This window comes from Marichromatium purpuratum 984 (genome assembly GCF_000224005.2).
Lineage (GTDB): Bacteria > Pseudomonadota > Gammaproteobacteria > Chromatiales > Chromatiaceae > Marichromatium > Marichromatium purpuratum.
Genome location: NZ_CP007031.1, coordinates 1,297,823 through 1,318,869 on the forward strand (window position 1 = coordinate 1,297,823; position 21,047 = coordinate 1,318,869).

Sequence of the window (21,047 nt, forward strand, 5' to 3'; positions counted from 1 at the left end):
GGTGGCTCCTTGCTTATGAATTGGCTGCGGCGGGTGCGTCAGTGGCCTCGGACTTGGGGCGTGGCGCGGTCAGAAACGACATGCGGTAGATACTGCCGAGGATGCGGCGGCTGCTCTGGGCGGGGGGGCGCCCTTGCATGACCCCGAACCAGACGTCGTCGACGAAGAGTTGCGCGAAGGACAGAAAGGCGTCCGCCAGCGTTTCCTCGGGGCGATTCTTGGCGCTGGCGATCTTGTTCTTGCGCGCCAGGTTGGTTTCAAGCTCTCCGGCGACTGACATGGCGAGTGATTCCGGGTCGCGTTGCCCCAGACGCCAAGCACCGATCGCCGTTTTCAGGCAGAGGTTGAAGGTCAGCATCTCCTCGTTCGTGGAGGCACTGCCGTGCGGGCGTTGCTGGATGCGGGCCGCCGCGTGTCCCAACCTGACCAATGGGGCTTCGGTGTCGCTCATGCTGTTTTCCTCGATACATTGCTCGAATTCGCGCTTGAAGCGCAGGGTGCGATCCGGCTTCCCGCTCCTGGCCGCCTCGTGTAGAGACGACCAGGTCAGGCAGATTGCGCCCAACCGTGTCGCGGGTCGCGTGTAACGGTCGAAGACCTCGAATCCCAACCCATTGGTGTCCAGAATGAGCTGGGCCGTCTCCAGGCGTTCGATGGCTGCTGGAACCTGCTCGATGCGCAGTCGACGACCGCCGATCAGATCGGCCAGTCGGCGTGGCATGGCGTCATAGGCGAAGAAGGCCTTTTCGTTCGTTGGCAATCCGCGAAACAGGTGCAGGGGGCGGCCGATCCGCAGCGCACTGCGCAGCAAGAGGTGCAGCAGTGCGGTCTGCTCCTCTGTCTTCACTGGAACGCGTTCGAAGCGGGCGACACGGAAGCGCTGGCGATAGGCGTCCAGCCCCGAGTAGACCTTGCCCTTTGCCACTTGCTCGCGCGCCAGATCGAAGACCGACAGCGACTGGAAGTCACGCTCGTTGTCGAGCACGAGCCCGGCGAACAGGCCGGTCGTCGAGGACATGGACAGCAGGGTGGGAATGCCGTCCGGCCTGCCACCGGCATTGGCATGGACGACGCTGCGCAGTCGATGCTCGGCATAGGAGACTGGAGCAATGTGCGTTTCGCCGGTGGCCGAGTCGATGTTCTCGAGCCGTCCGTCTCGCCCCGAGAAGGCGGACTTCTTCACCTCGTACAACTTGTCGGAGTCTTTGAACGTCGCATCCTTGCGCACCGGCATGTCGGTGATAAGGCAGCGTTTACCCAGGTTCGCTGGGGCTGCCATGCGCTTGTTGTCGAGTCGCTCGGCAAAATGCGACACCACTGCATCGAGGCGGCTTTCTCCCTGAGCCAAGATGCTGTCACGCAGGCCGGGCTGGTCGTCCGTGCCTTCCAGCCAGTGGTGCAGCAACCCACCAGTCCCCCAAATGTCGGCGTACAGATCCGGGTTGGTGGTGGCGCGCTGTGTCGCCCAGAGGCTGGTGAAGGTGCGTCGTGATGCGGCGTCCTCGATCGCGCTCAACCAGGCGGGTCGCTCCTCTGCGATGACATCGAGCACGGCCTGCTCGCGTGCGTCATAGCTCGGCAGTTGTTTCACCGCCTTGTAGTTGAGGAGCAGGGCGAGGTGTGCGGCCGATCTCAGGGCGTGTTGGGCATTGCCCGACAAGGCTTCTGGGTTGGGGTAGGGGGTGATGGTCTGTCCCTGTCCCTTCGGCCAGTTGGGTTCCAGGCCGATGCAGCCAAGGAGTTCGTCGAGTGCTCGGGTGATGGCCTCGTTGGCGAGGGTCGACTTGACCCGGAAGAGTGCGGCGAGGTCGCGCCCTTCCAGTTTCGACGAGAGAAAGTCCGTCAGTTGCTCATGGTCCGGCTGTGAGTCCAGGATTTCAGGCAGACCGCGATTGGAGACATTGATGCGGAGTCCGAAAAGCTTGCGTCCGAGAAACCGTCGCACCTTGCGGATTGCGGTGTCGCGGATCTCATTTGCTTGCGCGGCGGGAACCAGCATGACCAGCCGTCCGTCCTGATGCCCCTCGATGAGTGGCGGCACGGGTTTACAGCAGGCGGACAGGGCGCGCTGCAGTTCATCGACGAGAAAGGGGTGGTGCGGATCGAACAGGTCGATCAGTGTCCAGTGACGCAGCAGGTCGCTGTCGAGCGCGCCGTCCTTGCGCAGACGCTCCAGCACCGCATCGATGCCTTCCTTGAGCCAGAGTCCGTCGAGCTTGTCGGCCAGCGCGACATAGCGCATCAAGCTCGAGAAACGCCGGGGCGGATACTCCGCCGGCGGGCTGCGATGCGCCTGGGTGGTTTCTACATGCTCGATGAGAAATCGCACCTGGTCCGCTGTCAGGGCATCGCCGGTGAACTGGTCGAGCCCGTATTGCGCCCAACGCTCGGCGATTGCCTCCAGTGACAGCAGCGTGCCACGTGGAAGACAGAGATCCTTGTCGATGTCATGCACGAAGGCGATGGCCGCCTGGATACGCAGCTCTGCACGCAGTTCATCCAGGTCGATGTCCGGGGTACGCTCCAGGATGTCGAGTGCGGCGAAGATCAGGGCGCCACGCGTCACCGAGAGCAAGTGATCGAGCAGGGTGATGTTGGCGCTTTCGGCATAGCGCGCATTCTTGACGGGGTCGGGGTCATATCCTCCCTTGCCGCTGATGGACATGAGGTGCACGACCCGCGTGTCGATGATCTTTCCCGCGTTCAGATCCCTCTGTTTCTTCTGATCGAGCACGTGACCCTTGCGGTCTTTCAAGACGAAAGGCTCGACGACTTCGGTCATCAACGCCTGATAGACGTCTGCGGCCACTTGGCTGGCCAGGGTGAGTGAATCGCTCATCGTCCCACCCCGTCCTCGGCCAGACCGATGCAGCCGAATCCGTTGCGGGTCTTTTCGCCAAGGCCCGTATACCAGGCCAGGAGCAGGTCCTCGCGGCTGCCGGCGAGCACCAGAGGTGCGCTCATCCCGATGACGAAGGCCGAGTGTCCATTACGCATGCGTTTGGTACTCACCAGCACCGAGTGCCGAGGGTTGGCGCGCAGGTAGAGGCTGTCGGGATGAACCTCCAAGGCGACCTCACGGCCGGCGATACGGCTCAGGCGTGTGTTGACCGCCGCGGAGAGGTCGAAGGCGTCGAGGCGTGTATGCCAACGCTTGCCGGGTGCCGAGCGGTCCCGGATCACGATGGGGGAGAGGGTGAGAACACCTAGCGTGGCTTGCTCGGACAGCATCGGTGGTGACTCGTGCACGAGGGTTGCCGAGGTGAAGTCGAGCAACTCGCCCGTTGTGGTGCGCGCATGGCGCAGTGCGCTGATCTCGAATGCGGCCAGGATCGCGGCCAGCTCCGCGCTCGGGGTAGAGACGACAAGGGTGTGCGCCCGCCCTTGGTGCTGGTTGTGGAAGCCGAGCGGGGCAAAGGTCCACGGTTGGGCCGATGCGCCGATGACCTGATCCGGCCGGGCGCCGCTCTCGATCCAGGCGTTGATTAGGGTGTCGTGGATGAGGTCTTGATGACGGTAGTCCGCCTGCTCTCCAGGTCGAAGCTGTAAGCGAACCCTGTGCATGTCCATGGCGATATCCCTTGATGGAGGCTACACTTTGAGTGTAAGCAAAAGCATCAACCATAAGCAAGGCATTGCCTGACATGAAACATGACATCATTAGGCGCTTCGCTTTCATCGAGACCCGCCTTTTATGGGGCGGAGGGTTCACCGCCAAAGAGCTTGCCCTGGAGTTCGGTATCGCTCGCCAGAATGCCCAAGGCACGATCCAGGCCTATCAACGAGAGCATCCGGGGCAGATGCGCCATGATCGACGCCTGCGTCGTCAGGTCGCGACAGAGAGCTTCGAGGCGGTCTACATTCGCGACGATGTCGCGCGATTTCTCGACTATCAGCGTGCCGTCAATCATCTCGGTTATTTCTATGAGGAGCGGGACTGGAGTGATCTGCCCTTTCAGGATGCCGACATGCTGGTCCGTCCTCTCTATGCCCCTGGCGCGCTGCGTGTCGTGCTTGAGGCGCTCCGACAGGAAAGGGCCGTGGAGATCGGCTACTGGTCGAAAAGCAGGACGCGTTCCCGCCTGATCTCACCGCATCACCTGGTGTTCGCCGACGGTCGTTATCACTTCCGGGCGTATTGCCACGACTCATCCAGGTTTCTCGATTTCGTCCTGAGCCGAGTGATGGAGGCCACTCCAAGCGATGAGCGGGGGATGTCGAGCGAAGAGGATCATGATTGGCATTGTCAGCAAGAGCTGACCTTCGAGATCAACCCCGATTTGCCGCAGGCCGCTCAGGAAGCGCTCAGGCTGGACTTTCTTCCCGTGAACGGCGAGCTGTTGCGTGTTCCTGGCGTGCGCGTGGCGCTGCAGCACTATGTGCGGAGGCGTCTTTGCCGCAACGATTGGCGCTTCGGTGTGCCCCGGTGGGTCGAGGTCGGTGCGAGTTGAGCGCGGCGCGCGATTGGACCTGTCGGGACGTATCGTTGTCGGCGTTGGCTGTGTATCGAGATTGACGGCGACTCGGGTGGGTCGCCGTCGGTTTTGCGTGGAGCGTGAGCTGTTTCAATCGAAGGGCAGGATCAGTCGGTCGTCGATCTCGCAGGCGCCTTGTTCGCAGTCCGGGTTGGCGGTGCCGCCGCCGTCCGGGTAGTGCACGAGCGTGACCGAGAGGTGGCGCCAGTCGGCGCCGATCCGCCATTCCTTGCCTGGACCCGGCAGGGTCTGGCGGCCCGGGATCAGGGGGCGAGCGCGGGTTGCGGCGACGGCCGGGGTGATCGTCCGACCCTGGGTGTCGACCGGGGTGAACTCGACATGAGCGCTACCGGCTCGGGCATCCGTCGTGGTGGGGACGCAGAGGATGACCGACTCGATAGCGAGCAAGTCGCCTGGCTTGGCCTCCAGTGGTTGACCGGCCTCGATCAGCCAGGCGTTCCGGTTGACCTCGACCAGTAGCGCGTCGATGGCGATGGCCGGTGGCGTGTCGCCCGGGCCGCTCGTCGCTCGGCACTCGGGTGTCTGTGGCACCGTCGGTGCGGCGGTCGAGCCGAGTGGCGTGCCGTCGGATGGCTGTTCCGGGGGCGTTGGCGGATACAGCAGCAATCCGCTCAGGGTCAGCCCGGCGCCGATCAGCAAGGCCCATCGTTGGCGGACGCGGGAGAGTTCGAGCATGCGACCGATCCTGCCGACCAGGGCGAGCAGCAGCAGGAGCAATCCGGCGAGGACGAGCAGCGACGCCGGATGACCGATCAGCAGCGGTGAGATGTCCAGTGCCATGTCGAGGACTCCCGTGCCGGGACTCAGCTCAGCCGACTGATCCTCAGCCGGATCTGTCCCGCGTTGTTGTCGTAATGATCCGGCGCATCGTTGGCATAGCACAGCAGCATGCCGCTTGCCGGTGGTTGGAAGCGCTCGGCTGGATGGGCGCCGAGGCGGAAGCGATGGCGGGTGCCGTCTGCCTCGTGGATCTCGCCGACCAGCTCGAACCAGTTGGCCTCCGGGTTCTGGCGCTGATTCTCGAACAGGTGGATCACCGGGCGGAGCAGGCGGCGCAGGCCGCGCAGATCCTGCCGGTCCCAGCCATCGGCCGAGCAGGGTGGCAGTTCGCCGTCCTGCCAGACCTGGGTCGGGCTGAGTGCGAAGGCGTAGGTCGCGCCGGCCTCGAGGTGGAGCCGCCAGGACTGCTCGACGAGATCGCGGGTGCGGGCGGCGACCTCGACCTCGACGTCCTGACCGGGGGCAAGGCGACCGTCGGCCGGCAGTTCGACGAGCGGGTTGGGATGATCCTCGGCCCAGCGATCGAGGGTGGCGGCGAAGGGGGCGAGCGGCTGCGGCCGCCACCACGGGCAGTCGCGCCAGCGCTGGCCGACGCTGGTATGGAGGTCCACCTGCTGATGCGGGGCGTGGGCCTGGAGTCGGGGACGTGTCTCGCGGTGCAGGCGCGCCGGGTCGCGCTCACCCGGGGAGTAGGGAAAGGGGATCTCGTTGTCGACGAAGATGCAGGGATCCTCGGGGGCCAGGCCCTCGAGGACCGGTGCCTTGCGCTTGAAGTGGCCGCTGACATCGATCTCGATGTGTCGGGTGTCGCTCTCCAGACCGAGGTCGCCGGCCTGCTCGAGCATCCAGCGCAGGGTAATGCTCGAGAGCCCGCGCTTGACGAAGCTGCCGCCACCGATACAGCCGTGGTCGCCGGGAAACCAGGTCTCGCGCACCTGGGTGCGCATCGGGTCCTCGGCATCGGCGAGAGTGACCATGAATGGAGCGCGGGCCTCGTCGATCGCGACGGCATGGGCGACCTGTTCGACGTGCGCGCCGATGCGGTTGTTGTGGAAGCGGTAGCGGCGGTTGAGCGCGCGGTCGAGGGTCAGTCCGGGGATCATGTCGGGGAAGCCGAGGCTGCCGACCGTGTCCCAGCAACCGAGCAGGCGGATCGCTACCGGTTGCGGGTCGTGACGATCACGAAACGCGCGGTAACGGGCGACCTCGTCGCTGTCGGCGTCGGGGTCACGATAGAACTCGTAGGCCTCGCGGATATAGCGCAGCTGGTGGTGCTGCAGCAGGCCGGCGGCGCCGATCAGCCCGGCGAGGCTGCGTACCGTGTAGGCGCCACGGCTGAAGCCGAACAGATAGATCTCGTCGTCGGGTTGATGGTTGAGCACCAGGAAGCGGTAGGCGTCCATGATGTTCTTGTCGATGCCGCGCCCGATGACTCCACCGATGATGGCGGTGAGTTCGCGGGTGATCAGGCCGACGCCGCCCTCGGCGCCGACGCCCTCGTCGTAATAGACGACCTGCTCGGTCGCCGGGTCGCGGCCCTGGGGGAGCACTGCCTGGGCGAGCTGGACGACATTGGTGGGGTAGTCGGACTCGAGGTGTTGCCAGGTGCCGTCGCAGCAGACGATGAGCCGTTTCATGCGTGGATCCTCGTGTATCTGCAGTTGTGTTGCTGACGCTGACGACTGAAAGCATAGGCATGCAGCAGTCTTTGTACACGAAAAGCTTTCTTCGACTGGCCCTCGTCCCCCCTTCTTCCGCCGTCTGGTCCTGGGCGGCACGCGGCACTCGCCGTCGCCGCTAGTGCGCCCTATCGCCTCGCGCTTGCTCGATCTGGTAGCCTGCCAATCGGCCCTGTCTCGACCGCCCGGCCCGATCTCGCTCGACCCCCGGTCGGGGATACCCCATTGAGTGGCACACGCGCTCGGTACGCACCGTAGCGCTGTGCCTGTGACTGACCTTCCCGAGGAGGCACGCCCTGATCGCGTGCTCGATGCCGATGAACATTGCCCATTACGCCCAGACCCGTCACGCCACCAAGGCCTTCGATCCCGAGCGCCGCATCCCCGAGGCCGAGATCGAGATGCTGCGCACGCTGTTGCGCCACGCCCCTTCGTCGGTCAACGCCCAGCCGTGGCACTTCGTCATCGCCGCCACCGAGTCCGGCAAGGCGCGGGTGAGCGTGTCCACCGAGGCCGGCCACACCTACAACACGCCGAAGGTTGTCGATGCCTCGCACGTGGTCGTCCTCTGCGCGCGCACCGCGGTCGATGACGATTATCTCGAGCACCTGTTGGCGCAGGAGCGTGCCGATGGTCGTTTCCCGACCGAGGAGGCCGAGGCGCGTCAGCGGGCCACCCGGGGGTTCTATGTCGGCTTGCATCGTGATGAACTCGGCGATCTCGATCAATGGGCCGAGAAGCAGGTCTATCTGGCGCTCGGCTCGCTCCTGCTCGGGGCCGCGACCCTGGGCATCGATGCCTGCCCAATCGAGGGTTTCAATCGCGAGGTGCTCGATGTCGAACTCGGTCTGCGCGCGCGTGGGCTGAGTGCCGTGGTGCTGGTCGCACTCGGCTATCGCGCCGAGGCTGACTTCAACGCCGGACTGCCGAAATCGCGCCTTCCAGAACAGGAAGTGTTCAGTGATTTGTGATCTTGAAACAATCTAGTCTCAAGCCGCTGTTTTAAAAGAGCGTAAATTAATCTGACGTAAACTTTAAGTGTTCGACTCTGTGCTCCTCAATGAGGTTTCTGAGTCGTTGAGTTGCTCCTTGTCTCAGTGCTTTTTCGTCTTTTTGTGTGCGAATTTTCTGCGATCTTGGGTTGGTATGCCATAAAAAGCTTAATTTTCAGGGTGTCAATCATATCGACGTAAACAATTCGTGCTCTTTTCGCCATCGTCGACGTTGGGCATGCCATCAGCGCGGCTTTCGCCACTGGCTCGATGTCGACTGTCATCAACCCTCCATGAACGCGAGTCCTGATCGAGATGATTGAGGCCCTGACCCTGATCCTGACCTGTCAGCTGCTGGGCGAGAGCATCGTCCTGCTGTTCGGATGGCCGCTTCCCGGACCGGTGCTGGGCATGCTGCTGCTGTTTATGCTACTGGTGGTGCGCGGAGGGCTCGCCGAGCGCGTTGCCGAGACCGCCGACGGGCTGCTCGCACACCTGCCGCTGCTGTTCATCCCCGCCGGAGTCGGGGTGATGGTCCACTGGGAATTGCTGTATGGCCATTGGCAGGCGCTGGGCGCGGCGCTGTTGCTCGGTACCCTGATCACCCTGGTGGCCACGGCGCTGGCCATGCAGGGCACGCTGTGGGTGGTGCGTCGAGTACAGGACGCGAGGGCGCGGTCGTGACCGAGATGCCGCTTCAGACGCTGTGGGTCTATCTCGCCGCGCGTCCGTTGTTCTGGCTGACCCTCACCCTGCTGGTGTGGCTCGGCGCACGCAGGCTCCAGGCCTGGTGTGGGGGGCTGGCGCTGCTCAATCCGGTGGTGCTGAGCATCGCGATCCTGATCGGGCTGCTGGTGCTCACTGATACGCCTTATGCGCAGTACTTCGACGGTGCCCAGTTCATCCACTTCCTGCTCGGTCCGGCGACCGTAGCGCTGGCCATCCCGCTCTATCGGCTGCGCGCCGAGCTGCATGTGCTGGCGCTGCCGATCGCGGTGGCCCTGGTGGTGGGAGCGGTGGTGGCGGTTGTCAGTGCGGTCGGCTTGGCGGCGGCCCTCGGTGCCGATCGCATGGTGCTGCTCTCGCTGGCGCCCAAGTCGGTGACCACGCCGGTGGCCATGGGGATCGCCGAGAAGCTTGGCGGTATCCCGGCGCTGACCGCCGCCCTGGTAGTACTCACCGGCTTGGTCGGGGTGCTGTTCGGCGTCGGGGTGTTGCGCCGGTTGGGGATCCGCGATCCGGCGGTGATCGGGGTGGCGCTGGGGACCGCTGCACACGGTATCGGAACCGCCCGGGCCTTCCAGCTCGGTCATCGTGAGGGCGCGATGGCTGGCCTGGCGATGGGACTCTCGGCGGTGCTCACCGCGTTGCTGCTGCCGTTGCTGCCGCGCGGCTTGGCGCTGCTCGGGATGTAGGGGGGATCAGCCATCAGCGACCAGCGATCAGCCACCAGTGATAGGAGGTGGTTTGTCTCGTCGTCGCGCAGCTGATGGCAGGCCGACACCGAAGACGGGTCGCGTGCTTCGCGCCTCTGGCAGCCTTGCGGTTGCGGGGCATTGGGCGCAGGCATCGAGTATAGACGCCCACTGGCGGCTGGCGGCTGGCGGCCCTTCCCCAAACGCCGACGGCGGCCCGGAGGCCGCCGTCGGATCATGCCGGCTGACGCGAGGTCAGCAGATCAGGCGTGCTTGCGACGGCGGCTGCCGGCGAAGCCGATGCCGAGCAGACCGGCACCGAGCAGACCGAGGGTGGCCGGCTCGGGGATGCTGCCGGTGACCGAGCCGTCGAGCTTGGTCTGGCGGACGGCGGCCGGGCCACTGGGACCGGCGACGAGCAGCAGCTGGTTGGCCGTCGGGATCGGCGGATCGACGTTGGTGTCGAGTTCCAGCGTCGGGGTGCCGCCGGCGGCGAGCTTGTCGAAGGCATCGATGAAGACACCGTTGTCGTCCTGGATGAACAGGAAGTTGTCCTCGGCGAAGGTGATGTCGAAGAACAGGTCGAGATTGGCGCCGCTGAGCGCCGAGCCGGTGAGTTCTCCGGTCAGCACCAGACGGTCGTTGGTGTCGTCGGTGAAGTCGTTGAAGTAGATATCGAAGGTGCCGCCGGTATAGGTGGGACCGCTGGCGCCGAGGTCACCGAAGAAGGTGTACTCGACCTGCAGATCCCAGGTCTGCAGGAAGCCTTCGTTGTCGGTCGCGAGCGGCGGCACCAACGGGCTCAGGGCGTCGATGTCGCACTGGCCGAGCGGACAGTTCGGCATGACCAGATCAACGGTGGTGACGCCGTCGAGCGCGGTCCCGGAGGTCGGGATGCCGTAGCTGGCGAGCGTGGCGGGGTCGTTGGTGTCGAAGAAGGACCCGGCCACCGAGCCGTCGGTGAAGTCGTAGATCGAGGTCGCGAGCAGCTGGCTGTAGCCGAACTCGTCGAAGGTCCCGGTCATGGTGTTCGCGTCCGGCGCGCCGATGAAGCGGCCAGCGTCGTAGCTGTTGTCCGGGAGGTTGATGTACATCAGGCCGGCGCTGGCGACATTGGCGGTCAGGGCGGTCGCTGCGGCCAGCGAGATCGTCAAGGTCTTCATGGTTTCACTCCTGCGAGGTTGAGCTGTATGCGCGCTGTCGGGGCGCCGTCGGCAGCTTCCTTTGCCGGAGTCACGCGGCCCTCGATGGAGCTATATGCAGATGTCGGGCCAAATTTTTTTATTGTTTTACTTCAGTCGCTTACGTTTTTTGTTGGAGTTCTTGCAGACATGTGTGGGGCTGGTTGTAAAGTCTGCCGACACTCCTGTGCGGGATGTCTCAGTGGCTCAGTAACGCACTCGCCAGCCGGTGGCGATGAGGGTGTCGTCGGCATAGAAGTCGCCGAAGGTGCCGTCCTCACCGTCGAAGTAGTGCACCCCGAGATAGAACTCGTGGGGCTCGCGGGCGATGTAGGCGATCTCGGGGTTGAGATAGAGGTCGTGGCGGTTGAGTCCCGCAGCGAAGCGTAGCCGACCACGCCAGCGACCCTGTCCCCACTCGCTCTCGAGCTGGCCGTTGAGGCTGAGGGTGTCGACCCAGTCGATCACCGGTGGTGCGTCGAGCAGGTGACGCCCGGCCAGCTGCAGGTTGATGCGAGTGTCGGCGTCGCCCGGGTAGAACTCGATCCCGGCCACCCAGTCGAGCCCGGCAACAGTGTCGAGACGCAGGTCGCGGGTAGTCACCGGGACATCGCTGAGCCAGGCGGCCTCGAGCCGCAGCGTGGCGCCGCCGATCACCACTCCGAGGTCACCGCCGAGGATGGTGGTGTAGGGGTGACGCCCGAGGAAGGTCGGGCGCTCGCCGCCGGCGGCGAGCGCGCTGGCGACATCGGCGCCGGCGGCGAGCGCACGCCGCACCGCCGGGTCGAGTTCGTAGTAGGGCAGTGAGTGACGGGTGTGCTGCACGGTGAGTGCGTAGTCGAGACCGCTCAGACTCTGGCTGAAGCGCAGACCGGCGCCGGCGCCGCCGGGGCGATCGTCGCCCGTGCTGGCGCCGCGCACCAGGGCCGCGAGCAGTGGATCGGAGCGGATGCCCAGCAGTCGTCCCTGGTCACGGTCGACCGGGTACCAGACGCTGTCGTCGTCGGGCAGCTCGGCGGGGCGGAATTCTGGGATCACCACCAGGTCGAGCTTGTGGTCGGTGCCGAACTCCTCCCAGCGCAGCAGCGGCACGGCACGGCGGCGGTCGTCGAGTTCGTCGATGGCGAAGCGGCTGATGTCCTGTACCGAGAGCCGGTCGGTCGGCGGGATCTCGTCGACCCGCCCCCAGAGCACGGTCTGCGCGCCGAGGGTGAGGCGTCGCCGCGGGGTGCTGTAGCGCAGATAGCTCTCGTCGTAGTCGAGCGCGAGCGCGCGCAAGCGCTCGGCGCCGGATTGGGCGTCGGCATCGAGGCGTAGCGCCGCGCGCAGCTCCCAGGCCGGTGTCGGGCGCCATGCAGCGGCGATCACCCCGGTGAAGTGGGCGCTGGTGGCCGCGCGCGCCTCGCCCTCGGTGAAGGCGCCGAACTCGGTCCACAGCCGATCGATGCCGAGTTGCAACGCCCGTTGCCCGGCCGTTGTCGTCGGCTCGGGCAGTGCCGTCGGCGTCTCGGGTGCGCCGATGATCAGCACCTCCTGCGCCTCGACACCGACGGTGGCGAGCGCCAGCAGCAGTGGTGCGAGGACGCGGGCGCTCATGGCCGGAACCTGGACTCGAACACCGGATCCTCGAGCGCGCGGCGCGAGAACAGCACCGGGTCGAGTCCTCGGTCATAGCGGGTGAGGGTGCTGGTCATCCGCGTCTGGTGGCCGCTGCCGAGATCGGTCATGAGGCTGTCGGTCACCGTCCAGTAGCCCTGGATGCGCTCCAGTCGACGGGCGGTGAAGCGCTTGAAGGGCTGGCTCTGACCGGGGCGGAAGAAGTCGATGCGCAGCGCCACCAGCGCTTCGGGGTGGATCCAGCTCAGCCGTTTGCCGTAGACCGAGTTGCCCGGGTCGACCGGGGTGCTTTCGAGCACTTCGGTGCGTACGCCCTCGTAGGTCTCCTGACGCAGCCAGCGGTGTTCGTCGAGGGCGACGCGGCGATCGCGCAGATCCTCGTAGAACAGGTCGGAGCCGACGAAGCGCCCGCCCTGACGGGCGGCGGGGATGCGCCTGGGCTTGCCGAGCGCGGGCAGATAGACCCATTGATCGCTCTCGCCTGCGCCATGATCGATGGTCAGCAGCCCGGTGTCGGCGATATCGCCCGGCGCGGTGAAGCGGATCAGGGTGGAGACCTCGCCGCCGCCCTGATCGCGACGATAGATGAACATCTCGCGGGTGCGCGGGGCGCGACCGCGCTCCTGCAGCACCATGGTGCCGCGGGTGGTGAGATCGCGCCCGTCGGGGCGGTCGTAGACCTGCCGGGCGAGGCGCTCTCCCTTGGGGTCGGCCTGCGCCGGGGTGAGCATGCAGCAGGCGAGCAGCAGCGCGAGCGCCGCCGTCCAGTGATGGGTCCGGGGCGGCACGAGCCGTCGTGACGTCCGCTGGGGGCGGGGCGATGGACTCGACATGGGCTTCCTCGCTTCAGGCTCGGTGGCGCGGCGGTCGGCAAGGCCCGGCGCGGCGCTTGGGGTTTTCAGTGGGGCGCGTTGGCGGCGCTCGCGCGTCCGGTTCGCGCCCCACTGACACTGCGCAAAGTCTGGTGCGATTTCACCGGGCTGTCCAGTCCGCCCGCGCGCGCCGATCGCGCAGTCGTCCGACGGCCATCAGCAGGGCCGGGAAGAGCAGCAGATCGAAAATCAACGCGGTGAGCAGACCGACGGCGGTGAGCAGGCCGAACTCACGCGTCGGCACGAACTCGGAGCTGCCGAGCAGCAGGAACTGGCCGCACAGGATCAGCGTGGTGGCGACCACCGCACGACCGCTGTGCTGATAGGCTCGGGCCAGCGCCCAGACCCGCGAGCCGTGGGCGGCGAGGTTGCGACGGTAGGCGTGGAAGAGATGGATGGTGTCGTCGATGGCGATGCCGGCGGTAACGCTGGCGATCATCGCGGTGGCCATGTCGAGCCAGATCCCGAGCACCCCCATGGCGATGAAGATCAGCAGGATCGGCGCGAGGTTCGGCACCATGCACAGCGCGGCGTCGCCGGGGCGGCGCCACATCGCCAGCATGAACAGCGAGATCAGCACCACGGCGGCGGCCAGTCCGCGGATCTGGCCGTCGATGAGCAGCCGTTCCTGATCGGCGAACAGCCGGCCGAACCCGGCCACCCGCACCTCCATGCCCTGCAGGTCGAGTTCGGCGAGCCGTGTCTCGACCCGCGCGATGAAGGCGTTGATCGCGCGCGCGCCACGGATGTCGAGGTTGAGCGTCAGCCGGGTGCGGGCGAACTCGCGATCGACCAGCTCGTAGAGGTCGGTGCCGTCGTAGATGAAGAGATACTGGGCGATCAGCCGGGGGTCGCGGGGCAGGGCGCGGTAGTCGGCCCGTTCGTCGTGGAAGCCCCAGTGCATTTCCTCGATCAGATCGATCATCGACAGGCTGTGGCCGACCTCGGGCTGGTCCTCGAGCCAGTCTTGCACGGTGTCGATCAGCGCCAGGCGTTCGGGGCGCTTGAGCGCGTCGCGCGCGCCGGCGTCGAACACCAGCTCCAGGGTGGTAGTGCCGATCAGGCGCTCCTGGATGCGGGTGTTGGCCTGGGTGATGGGGTGCGCCGGGGTGAAGAAGCGCAGCATGTCGGTCTCGGTGTGGATGCGCCAGATCTGCGGCATCCCCAGCGCCAGCACCAGGGCGGTGACAGCGAGCACCCAACCGGCGTGACGCATGCCGAGATGGCGCAGCCGTCCGACCGCGTGGTCGAGCGGTCGCAGTGTCCGGCGGGTTTGCCACGCGCCACGGTCCCAGCGCGCGAAGATCGGCGGCACCAACCCGATCACGATCGCGCACTGTGCGAGCATCCCCGCCGCCGCGACCAGGCCGAAGGCGGCGATCGGCTGGATCGGGCTGAAGCCGAGCGAGGCCAGCCCGGCGGCGGTGGTCAAAGCGGTGAACAGGATGGGGCGGGCGACCCGGTGTCGCGCCCAGTCGATGCGCGCGCTCCCGGCGAGTCCGTGACGCGTGGCCTGGGCCAGGGCGTTGAGCCAATGGATCAGCGAGGCGATGGTCAGCGCCGACATCAGCGGCGGCAGGAGTGCCGAGACCAGGGTGTAGGGCTTGCCGGCGAGCACCAGCAAGGCGACGGTGAGGTTGACCACCACCGCGATCACCAGGGCGCTGACCGCCACCGCCAGCACCCGCCTGAACATCAGCCAGATGATCAGCAGGCCGAACCCCATGGTTGCCGGCACGAAGATCAGGGTGTCGTGGATCATCGCGCGCAGCTGCGCGACGTCGAGCGCCACCTGCCCGGCGATGGCCGTCAGCCGCCCGTCCAGTCCGGCCGCGGCGATGGCCGCTCGGGTGTCCTGTTCGAGCGCGAGACGTTGCAGGCTGTCGCTGAGTTCGAGCGGGCGCACGATCAACGCCATGGCCTGGCCGTCGTCGGCGACCAGGTAGGAGGCGGCGAGGCGATCGTCGAGCACTCGCTGACGGCGCTCGGCGGGGGTGAGTGCAGCGGCGATCTCGGCATCGAGCAGTGGCTCGACGACGAAGCCCTCGGTGGTGCCGCTGATGTGGTCGACACCGGCCACCGCCAGCACCCGCTCGACCCTGGGGTTGCGCTCGATGTCCTCGATCAGCCCGAAGAAGGGCTGGAGGAAGGCGTCGCTGAACAGGTCCTCGCCCTCGAACAGGGCGATCAGCACCTGATCCGGGGGGAAGTCCGCGCGCAGCGCCGACTCGAAGCGTACCGCCGGGGCGTCGCCCGGGAAGTAGGCCTCGGGGGCGTTGTCGAGATGGAGTCTGGGTAACAGGGCGCCCGAGAGCGCGCCGAGCAACAGCAGCAGCGCGAGTGCGAGCGCCCCGGGGAGGCGTGGGGCTGTCATGCCAGGGTCCTTGTCCTTGGTCGAGGGTGATGTCCGGCGTTCAGGTCGTCTCGCGCATGCGCTTGAGCTGGTGTCTGGCGATGGCCAGCCCGATGCGCTGCAGCGGGTTGCGATTGCCGCCGGGACGCCAGGTGATGCTGAGCTTGTTGCGATAGGCGTCGAAGTGCAATGCCCGCGGTGCGGCGATCACCCGGCCGCGCCCGGTGAGTAGCTTGAGCACCTGGGTCGCGGCGATCCCGGCGCAGAGTTCGCAGGCCATCGGTGTCGAGGGACCGAGATGGCGGTCGAAGTCGACCGCCTCGGGCGCGACCAGATAGCTGCGCTGAAGCATCGCCGGCGACAGCCCGAGGAGGAAACGGATCAGCTGCTCGTCCTCGCTGTAGCCCTCGAGCTGGAAATAGTCCTCGAAGCCCATCCCGCCGGGCACGAACACCAGCACCGCCGCGCCCATGCCGAGCGGTGCGGCGGTGACCGCCGGGATCGACTTGCGCGCGCAGGCGGCGAACACCAGCCGCCGTGCCTCGACGGCGAAGTAGTCGAGTCCGTCGACATAGACGTCGACGCCCTCGAGGAAGGCATCGACGTTGTCGGCCTTGATCCCCTCGGGAAAGGCCCGGATCTCCAGTTCGGGGTTGACGTCGCGCGCCATCTCCGAGACCACCTCGATCTTGGGGCGATCGATCGAGCGCAGCGAGGCACCGGCCTGGCGATTGAAGTTGACCAGGCCGAAGGTGTCGAAGTCGGAGATGTTGAAGGCACCCAGCCCGAGCCGGGTGAGGGTCATCAGATGACTGCCGCCGACGCCGCCGAGTCCGGCGATGGCTACGCGCCGCTGGCGCAGGTCCTGCTGTTCCTGCTGGGTCAGCCAGCCGATGTTGCGACTGAACGCGGTCTCGAATTCGAATCTGTGTAAGGGCATGACGATCTCGGATATGGTGACTCAGGGCGCGCGCAATAGGTTACATGCGCGCGATGTTGGCAATGCGCGGCGTCTGAGTTCATTCCCATCACCCGGGGTCGCCACGGTCCACCGCGTCGCCTGGCATCCGGACTGTGCCGGGAGGCCGGGGCTGCGCGGTGATGGCCGTCGTCGTGCCCGTTGCTCGGCGGAGGCGGGGGCGCGTTGAGTTTGCGTCCACGATCCGGCATGATCGCTCGGGCCTTGCGGGGTATCCATCGCGTCTTCTTGCGTCCGTCCACGCGCTTGGCGATGACGGACGATGGGGCGGACGGCTGCGGTCCATCCATTGAATCGGTCGTTGAGGGGAGAACGATGACGAGCTTGACGGTGTTGCGCAAGTGGTGGCTGGTTGCAGTGGTTCTGGTGCCGCTGGGGAGCGGTTGCGAGGCCGGGCGTTCGGCCGGCGATCCCGCCGAGCTGATGAGCCAGGGCCAGAGCGCACTCGCCGAGGGGGAGTGGCGCGCGGCCGTCATCGCCTTCAAGAATCTGTTGCAGGCCGAGCCGCAGAACGCCGAGGCGCGGGTGCTGCTGGGGCGCGCCTTCCTGAGACTAGGAGATGCGGTTGCCGCCGGGCAGGAGTTCGAGCGCGCGCAGCGGCTCGGCGCCGAGCCGTTGGCACTGCAGCCCTGGCTGGCGCGAACCTGGTTGATCCAGGGCGAGATGACGCGTATCGATGCGCTTTCCGTCCCTGAGCAAGCCAGCGATGCGCTGCGTGCTGAAATCTTGGCCATCAAGTCGGAAGCCGCCTTGCGAGAGGGTGACGGCGAGCGCGCCGAGCGTGAGGCGGTGGCCGCGCTGCAAGCCGATGATACGTCGTTCCGTGCTCAGTTGGCGATGGCCAGAGTCCATTTCAATTCCGCGGAGATGACCGATGCCCGTACCTTGGCCGAGCGGGCGGTCGCGGCCGACGATCAGGCGGTTGTCGGTGGCGCCTGGGCGCTGCTGGGCGACATCGCGCGAGGCGAGGACGACCTTGCCGCTGCCGAGGCGGCCTATGGCAAGGCAATGGATTCACCCACCGAGCGGGTCAGGGCGCAACTCGGTCGGACCTATGTGCGTATCCAGGTCGGTAAGCTCGACGAGGCGCAACAGGATATCGATCGGCTGCGCCGGGTGATCAAGGACAGCGCCCTGGTCGACTACGCCCAGGGCATGTTGCGCTATAGCCGGCAGGACTTCTCCGGGGCGATCGAGTCGCTCGATGCCGCCCTCGGCGACAGCCCCGATTTCGGTCCCGCGCTCTATCTCGCAGGCGCCACCCGGCTCGCCCTGGGCGAGCCCGAGCTGGCGCTGATCCATCTGCAGCGCGCCGTCTCCGAGCGTGCCGATGATCTTGCCGCGCGTCGCCTGCTGGCGACCGCGTTGCTCCAGGCCGGCGACGTGGCCGAGGCCGAGAGACAGGCGCGATACATCCTCGAACAGGCCCCCGACGATCTGCCCACCATGGATCTGCTGGCCTCGGCGCTGATGCGCCAGGGCAAGCGCGACGAGGGCGTCGGTTATCTGCGTCGGGTCAAGGCCGAGATCCCCGAGTCGGCGACCGTCAACGCCCGGCTCGGCGTGGCGTTGCTCGATCAGGGCGATGCCGAGGAAGGGCTGCGCGCGTTGCAGGATGCCCTCGAACAGGCCCCCGACTTCGAGGGCGCGAGCGAGCAGTTGGTCATCGGTCAGCTGCGTAGCGGCGACCTCGACGGCGCGCTCGAGGCCGCGCGCGCCTACCGTGACCGAGCACCCGAGTCGGTGCGCGCGCTGGCGCTGCTCGGCGCGGTGCATCTACGTCGCCAGGAGTCCGAGGCCGCCGTCGAGGTGTTCAACGCCGCGCTGGAGCGTGATCCCGGCAGCCTCGCCGCGCTCAGCGGGCTGGCGGTGATCCGGCTCGGCAGTGGTGACGTGGATGGCGCGCGCGCCGAACTCGAACGCGGGCTCGAGCATCACCCCGACAGCGTGGCGCTGCTGATCGCGCTGGCCCGGGTCGCCGTCTCGCAGGACGACCTGAGCGGTGCCGACGATTATCTGCGCCGCGCGCGCGCGGCCGATCCCGAGGCGCTCGAGCCGCAGCTCTATCGCGCCGCCTATCAGTTGCGCACCGATGCCCCCGAGCAGGCGTTGCGTACCGCCACCGAAGCATTGGACGCGTTCCCGGACAATGTCCTGCTGCTCGGTCTGGCGGCCGACGCCGAGCTGGTGCTGCAACGCTATGGCGATGCCGCCTCGACGCTCGAGCGGCTCGAGCGCCTGACCCCGCAGGACCCCAGGGTGTTGGTCTCGCTGGCCTCGGCGCGTCTCGGTCTCGGTGATCTCGAGGCCGCCGGCGAGGCGCTGGAGCGGGCGCAACGGATCGACGAGGGCTTCGTCCCCGCGTTGCGAGGGCTGGCGCGTCTGGCGCTCGCCGAGCGCGATCAGGAGGCGGTCCAGCGTTGGCTGCGGGTCCTGGCGTCGCGTCTCGGCGCCGATCACCCGGAGGTGCTGTTGATCGCTGGCCGGTTGGCGCAGCTGCAGGGCAATCGTAGCGCCGCCGCTGCGGCCTTCGACCGTCTGCTCGACAATGCCGATGCCGCGCTCGTGCCGGGCGGCGCGCTGTGGGAGGCGGCAGAGCAGCTGGTGCTCGGTCAGCTGCGCGCCGGCGACCCCGACGCCGCGCTGGAGGCGGCCGAGGCGCTGCGTGCGCGGCGTCCCGAGGCGGCACGTGCCCATGTGCTGGTCGGTCAGGTGCTGCGACGCATGGAGCGTGACGATGAGGCGACGAGCGCCTGGCGGCGTGCGCTCGAACTCGATCCGACCAATGTCGCGGCGAGCGGCGGCTTGGCCGAGCTGGCGCTCGAGGCCGGTGATCCGGCAGCGGCGCAGACGCTCTACGAGACCGCGCACCAGGCCCACCCCGAGGCGATCGCGCCGCTGGTCGGGTTGGCGCAGGTGGCGCTGCAGCGTGACGATCGCGCGGCCACCGAGGACTATCTCGAGGCCGCGGTGGCGCTCAATCAGAGCGCGCTGCAGCCGCGGCTCTATCTCGCCGCCTTCCATCTGCGCGCCGGTGCCCCGGCCCGCGTGCTCGCGGTGCTCGAACCGGTGCGCGCGGACCATCCCGAAGACCTCAACCTGCTCGCCCTGAGCGGCGAGGCCGAGCTTGCGCTCGAGCGCTACCAGGCCGCGCGTGACACCCTGCTGCGTCTCACCGAGTTGGTGCCGACGGCCAAATCCTTCGTCGCGCTTGCCTTCGCCGAGGCCGGACTGGAGCGACCGCAACGGATGGCGCGGGCGCTCGAATCGGCGCTTGCGCTCGACCCCGAGTCGGTACCGGCGCTCAGTGGTCTGGCGCAGTATGCGATCGTCCAGGGCAAGGTCGACGAGGCCGTCGCGCGCATCGCCGCGTTGCGCGAGGTCGTCGGTGCCGAGCATCCCGATGTGCTCGCACTCGAGGGTCGCCTGGCGCTGCGTCAGGGCGAGGTCGAGGAGGCCCGATCGCGCTTTCGCGCGCTGCTCGAGCAGGCCCCCTCGGGGCTCAATCTGCGACGTCTGACGCAGGCGCAGCTGGCCGCGGGCGAGCCCGAGACGGCCGCGACCGAGATGGCGCAATGGCTCGACGCCAACCCGGAGGACGTCGAGACCCGTTTCGCGCTCGCCCAGCTCTATCTCGATCAGCTCGATCAGCCCGAGGCGGCGATCGAGCAGTTCGAGCAGGTGCTCGAGATCCAGCCCGAGAACCTGGTCGCGCTCAACAACCTCGCCTGGTTGCTGCGCGAACGTGATCCGGCGCGTGCGATCGATCTCGCCCGACGCGCCCACGGTCTCGCCCCGGCCGTGCCCAGCATCACCGACACCCTGGCGATGGTGCTGTTCGGCGCCGGCGAGATCGAGGAGGCGCGCACCCTGATCGACCAGGCGCTCGCCGGCGCACCGGGCAATGTCACCATGCAGTTCCACAAGGCGCGCATCCTCCACGCCGCCGGCGAGGACGCCAAGGCGCGGGCGTTGCTCCAGTCGCTGCTGCGGGGCACGGAGACCTTCGCCGAGCGCGGGCAGGCCGAGGCGCTGTTGCGCCAGCTCGATGGCCGATGAGACCGAGGTCGGGATGAAGGTTGATCGCCAGTGTGGCGATGATGCACGACTGGAACCCACGCCGGTCTCGCTACTGACCGCGCGTTATCTGCCTGCCCCTGGGGTGTGCGAACGGACCTGGGGCATGGGGTAGCCCCTTGGAGCCTGTGATGGGTCTGGGGTGAAACGGGCGAGCCCTTGCTTGAGGCGCATCGTCTGATGCCGCTCGCCGAAGGTTGCACGGATGTGTTCGACAAGGTGCGGGCACACTGCCGCAAAGGTCACCGTCAACGGTACGACGGGTGAGCAGGGTAGCCCTCCGGCTGGAGTGCCCCCAACGCGGGGCGAGGGCGCTCGGCCCTTGGATGCGGAACTCGATCTCGTTTTCTGTTATCGTCCGAGACTTGCCTACGCGTGTCCCGAACCCCCAGGGTCTTCACTGACTAGCCCGGTGCTGAACACCTCGCGTGCGTCGCGCCGGTCTCCTCTCGACGGTCTTCGCGCCGAATGGGCCTCCACCCCGGATCCGGATGGAGCGGTCCGCAGGTCCGGGGCGGACAGCAACGGAGCGGACGTCCGCACGGTGTCGTGTACGGGCTCGGTCGGGAGCGCCGGGACACGCGACGATCCGGCGCGCGTTGCCAC

The 21,047-nt window shown here is 67.0% G+C and carries 14 protein-coding genes; 5 read left to right on the top strand and 9 right to left on the bottom strand.

From position 1 onward, the window contains the following. Positions 1 to 13 precede the first annotated feature (13 nt). Complete coding sequence (locus MARPU_RS05940; RefSeq protein ID WP_005220815.1) at positions 14 to 2,839, bottom strand: hypothetical protein; 2,826 nt, start codon at positions 2,837 to 2,839, stop codon at positions 14 to 16. Beyond that, positions 2,836 to 3,570 (bottom strand): CRISPR-associated endoribonuclease Cas6, encoded by a 735-nt coding sequence (locus MARPU_RS05945; RefSeq protein ID WP_005220817.1) that lies wholly within the window; start codon positions 3,568 to 3,570, stop codon positions 2,836 to 2,838. The genes MARPU_RS05940 and MARPU_RS05945 overlap by 4 nt, the downstream gene beginning before the upstream one ends. A 74-nt stretch (positions 3,571 to 3,644) precedes the next feature. On the opposite strand from MARPU_RS05945, the gene MARPU_RS05950 reads away from it, so the two are divergent. Next, positions 3,645 to 4,451, top strand: coding sequence for a WYL domain-containing protein (locus MARPU_RS05950; RefSeq protein WP_005220819.1), 807 nt, complete (start codon positions 3,645 to 3,647; stop codon positions 4,449 to 4,451). A gap of 114 nt (positions 4,452 to 4,565) precedes the next feature. Here MARPU_RS05950 and MARPU_RS05955 read toward each other — a convergent pair whose 3' ends face one another. Together MARPU_RS05955 and MARPU_RS05960 are read right to left on the bottom strand one after the other, a co-directional pair. Beyond that, entirely contained in the window at positions 4,566 to 5,276 is a 711-nt protein-coding gene (locus MARPU_RS05955) for a hypothetical protein (protein ID WP_005220821.1), read from the bottom strand. Positions 5,277 to 5,299: 23 nt separating this feature from the next. Next, positions 5,300 to 6,913 (bottom strand): DUF2235 domain-containing protein, encoded by a 1,614-nt coding sequence (locus MARPU_RS05960; RefSeq protein ID WP_005220823.1) that lies wholly within the window; start codon positions 6,911 to 6,913, stop codon positions 5,300 to 5,302. 353 nt (positions 6,914 to 7,266) lie between these two features. On the opposite strand from MARPU_RS05960, the gene nfsB reads away from it, so the two are divergent. The 3 genes from nfsB to MARPU_RS05975 all read left to right on the top strand — a co-directional run bounded on the left by nfsB (position 7,267) and on the right by MARPU_RS05975 (position 9,362). After that, a complete protein-coding gene (gene nfsB / locus MARPU_RS05965) occupies positions 7,267 to 7,926 on the top strand; it encodes an oxygen-insensitive NAD(P)H nitroreductase (protein WP_005220825.1) in 660 nt (219 codons plus the stop codon). Positions 7,927 to 8,262: 336 nt separating this feature from the next. Continuing rightward, positions 8,263 to 8,631: a CidA/LrgA family protein gene (locus MARPU_RS05970; protein WP_005220826.1), complete on the top strand. Its 369-nt coding sequence runs from the start codon at positions 8,263 to 8,265 to the stop codon at positions 8,629 to 8,631. Beyond that, positions 8,628 to 9,362: an LrgB family protein gene (locus MARPU_RS05975; protein ID WP_005220827.1), complete on the top strand. Its 735-nt coding sequence runs from the start codon at positions 8,628 to 8,630 to the stop codon at positions 9,360 to 9,362. The genes MARPU_RS05970 and MARPU_RS05975 overlap by 4 nt, the downstream gene beginning before the upstream one ends. Before the next feature lie 263 nt (positions 9,363 to 9,625). Here MARPU_RS05975 and MARPU_RS05980 read toward each other — a convergent pair whose 3' ends face one another. From MARPU_RS05980 to MARPU_RS06000, 5 genes are all read right to left on the bottom strand, one after another. Further along, a complete protein-coding gene (locus MARPU_RS05980) occupies positions 9,626 to 10,525 on the bottom strand; it encodes a PEP-CTERM sorting domain-containing protein (protein ID WP_005220829.1) in 900 nt (299 codons plus the stop codon). A 225-nt stretch (positions 10,526 to 10,750) separates the two neighbouring features. Beyond that, positions 10,751 to 12,139 (bottom strand): hypothetical protein, encoded by a 1,389-nt coding sequence (locus MARPU_RS05985; RefSeq protein ID WP_005220830.1) that lies wholly within the window; start codon positions 12,137 to 12,139, stop codon positions 10,751 to 10,753. Beyond that, positions 12,136 to 12,948 (bottom strand): outer membrane lipoprotein-sorting protein, encoded by an 813-nt coding sequence (locus MARPU_RS05990; protein WP_025275146.1) that lies wholly within the window; start codon positions 12,946 to 12,948, stop codon positions 12,136 to 12,138. The genes MARPU_RS05985 and MARPU_RS05990 overlap by 4 nt, the downstream gene beginning before the upstream one ends. 184 nt (positions 12,949 to 13,132) lie before the next feature. Continuing rightward, positions 13,133 to 15,406 (bottom strand): efflux RND transporter permease subunit, encoded by a 2,274-nt coding sequence (locus tag MARPU_RS05995; protein WP_005220833.1) that lies wholly within the window; start codon positions 15,404 to 15,406, stop codon positions 13,133 to 13,135. 40 nt (positions 15,407 to 15,446) lie between these two features. After that, on the bottom strand, positions 15,447 to 16,325 hold the full coding sequence (locus MARPU_RS06000; protein ID WP_005220834.1) for a ThiF family adenylyltransferase: 879 nt from the start codon (positions 16,323 to 16,325) through the stop codon (positions 15,447 to 15,449). A gap of 354 nt (positions 16,326 to 16,679) precedes the next feature. Between MARPU_RS06000 and prsT the strand changes: the two genes are divergently transcribed. Then, positions 16,680 to 20,423, top strand: coding sequence for an XrtA/PEP-CTERM system TPR-repeat protein PrsT (gene prsT, locus MARPU_RS06005; protein WP_005220835.1), 3,744 nt, complete (start codon positions 16,680 to 16,682; stop codon positions 20,421 to 20,423). The last annotated feature ends 624 nt before the right edge of the window (positions 20,424 to 21,047 follow it).

Coding starts and splice junctions, on each gene's coding strand:
- MARPU_RS06000 (WP_005220834.1), bottom strand. CDS start 16,325: ATGCCCTTACACAGATTCGAATTCGAGACCGCGTTCAGTCGCAACATC.
- MARPU_RS05940 (WP_005220815.1), bottom strand. CDS start 2,839: ATGAGCGATTCACTCACCCTGGCCAGCCAAGTGGCCGCAGACGTCTAT.
- MARPU_RS05945 (WP_005220817.1), bottom strand. CDS start 3,570: ATGGACATGCACAGGGTTCGCTTACAGCTTCGACCTGGAGAGCAGGCG.
- MARPU_RS05995 (WP_005220833.1), bottom strand. CDS start 15,406: ATGACAGCCCCACGCCTCCCCGGGGCGCTCGCACTCGCGCTGCTGCTG.
- MARPU_RS05985 (WP_005220830.1), bottom strand. CDS start 12,139: ATGAGCGCCCGCGTCCTCGCACCACTGCTGCTGGCGCTCGCCACCGTC.
- MARPU_RS05950 (WP_005220819.1), top strand. CDS start 3,645: ATGAAACATGACATCATTAGGCGCTTCGCTTTCATCGAGACCCGCCTT.
- MARPU_RS05980 (WP_005220829.1), bottom strand. CDS start 10,525: ATGAAGACCTTGACGATCTCGCTGGCCGCAGCGACCGCCCTGACCGCC.
- MARPU_RS05970 (WP_005220826.1), top strand. CDS start 8,263: ATGATTGAGGCCCTGACCCTGATCCTGACCTGTCAGCTGCTGGGCGAG.
- prsT (WP_005220835.1), top strand. CDS start 16,680: ATGACGAGCTTGACGGTGTTGCGCAAGTGGTGGCTGGTTGCAGTGGTT.
- MARPU_RS05955 (WP_005220821.1), bottom strand. CDS start 5,276: ATGGCACTGGACATCTCACCGCTGCTGATCGGTCATCCGGCGTCGCTG.
- nfsB (WP_005220825.1), top strand. CDS start 7,267: ATGCCGATGAACATTGCCCATTACGCCCAGACCCGTCACGCCACCAAG.
- MARPU_RS05960 (WP_005220823.1), bottom strand. CDS start 6,913: ATGAAACGGCTCATCGTCTGCTGCGACGGCACCTGGCAACACCTCGAG.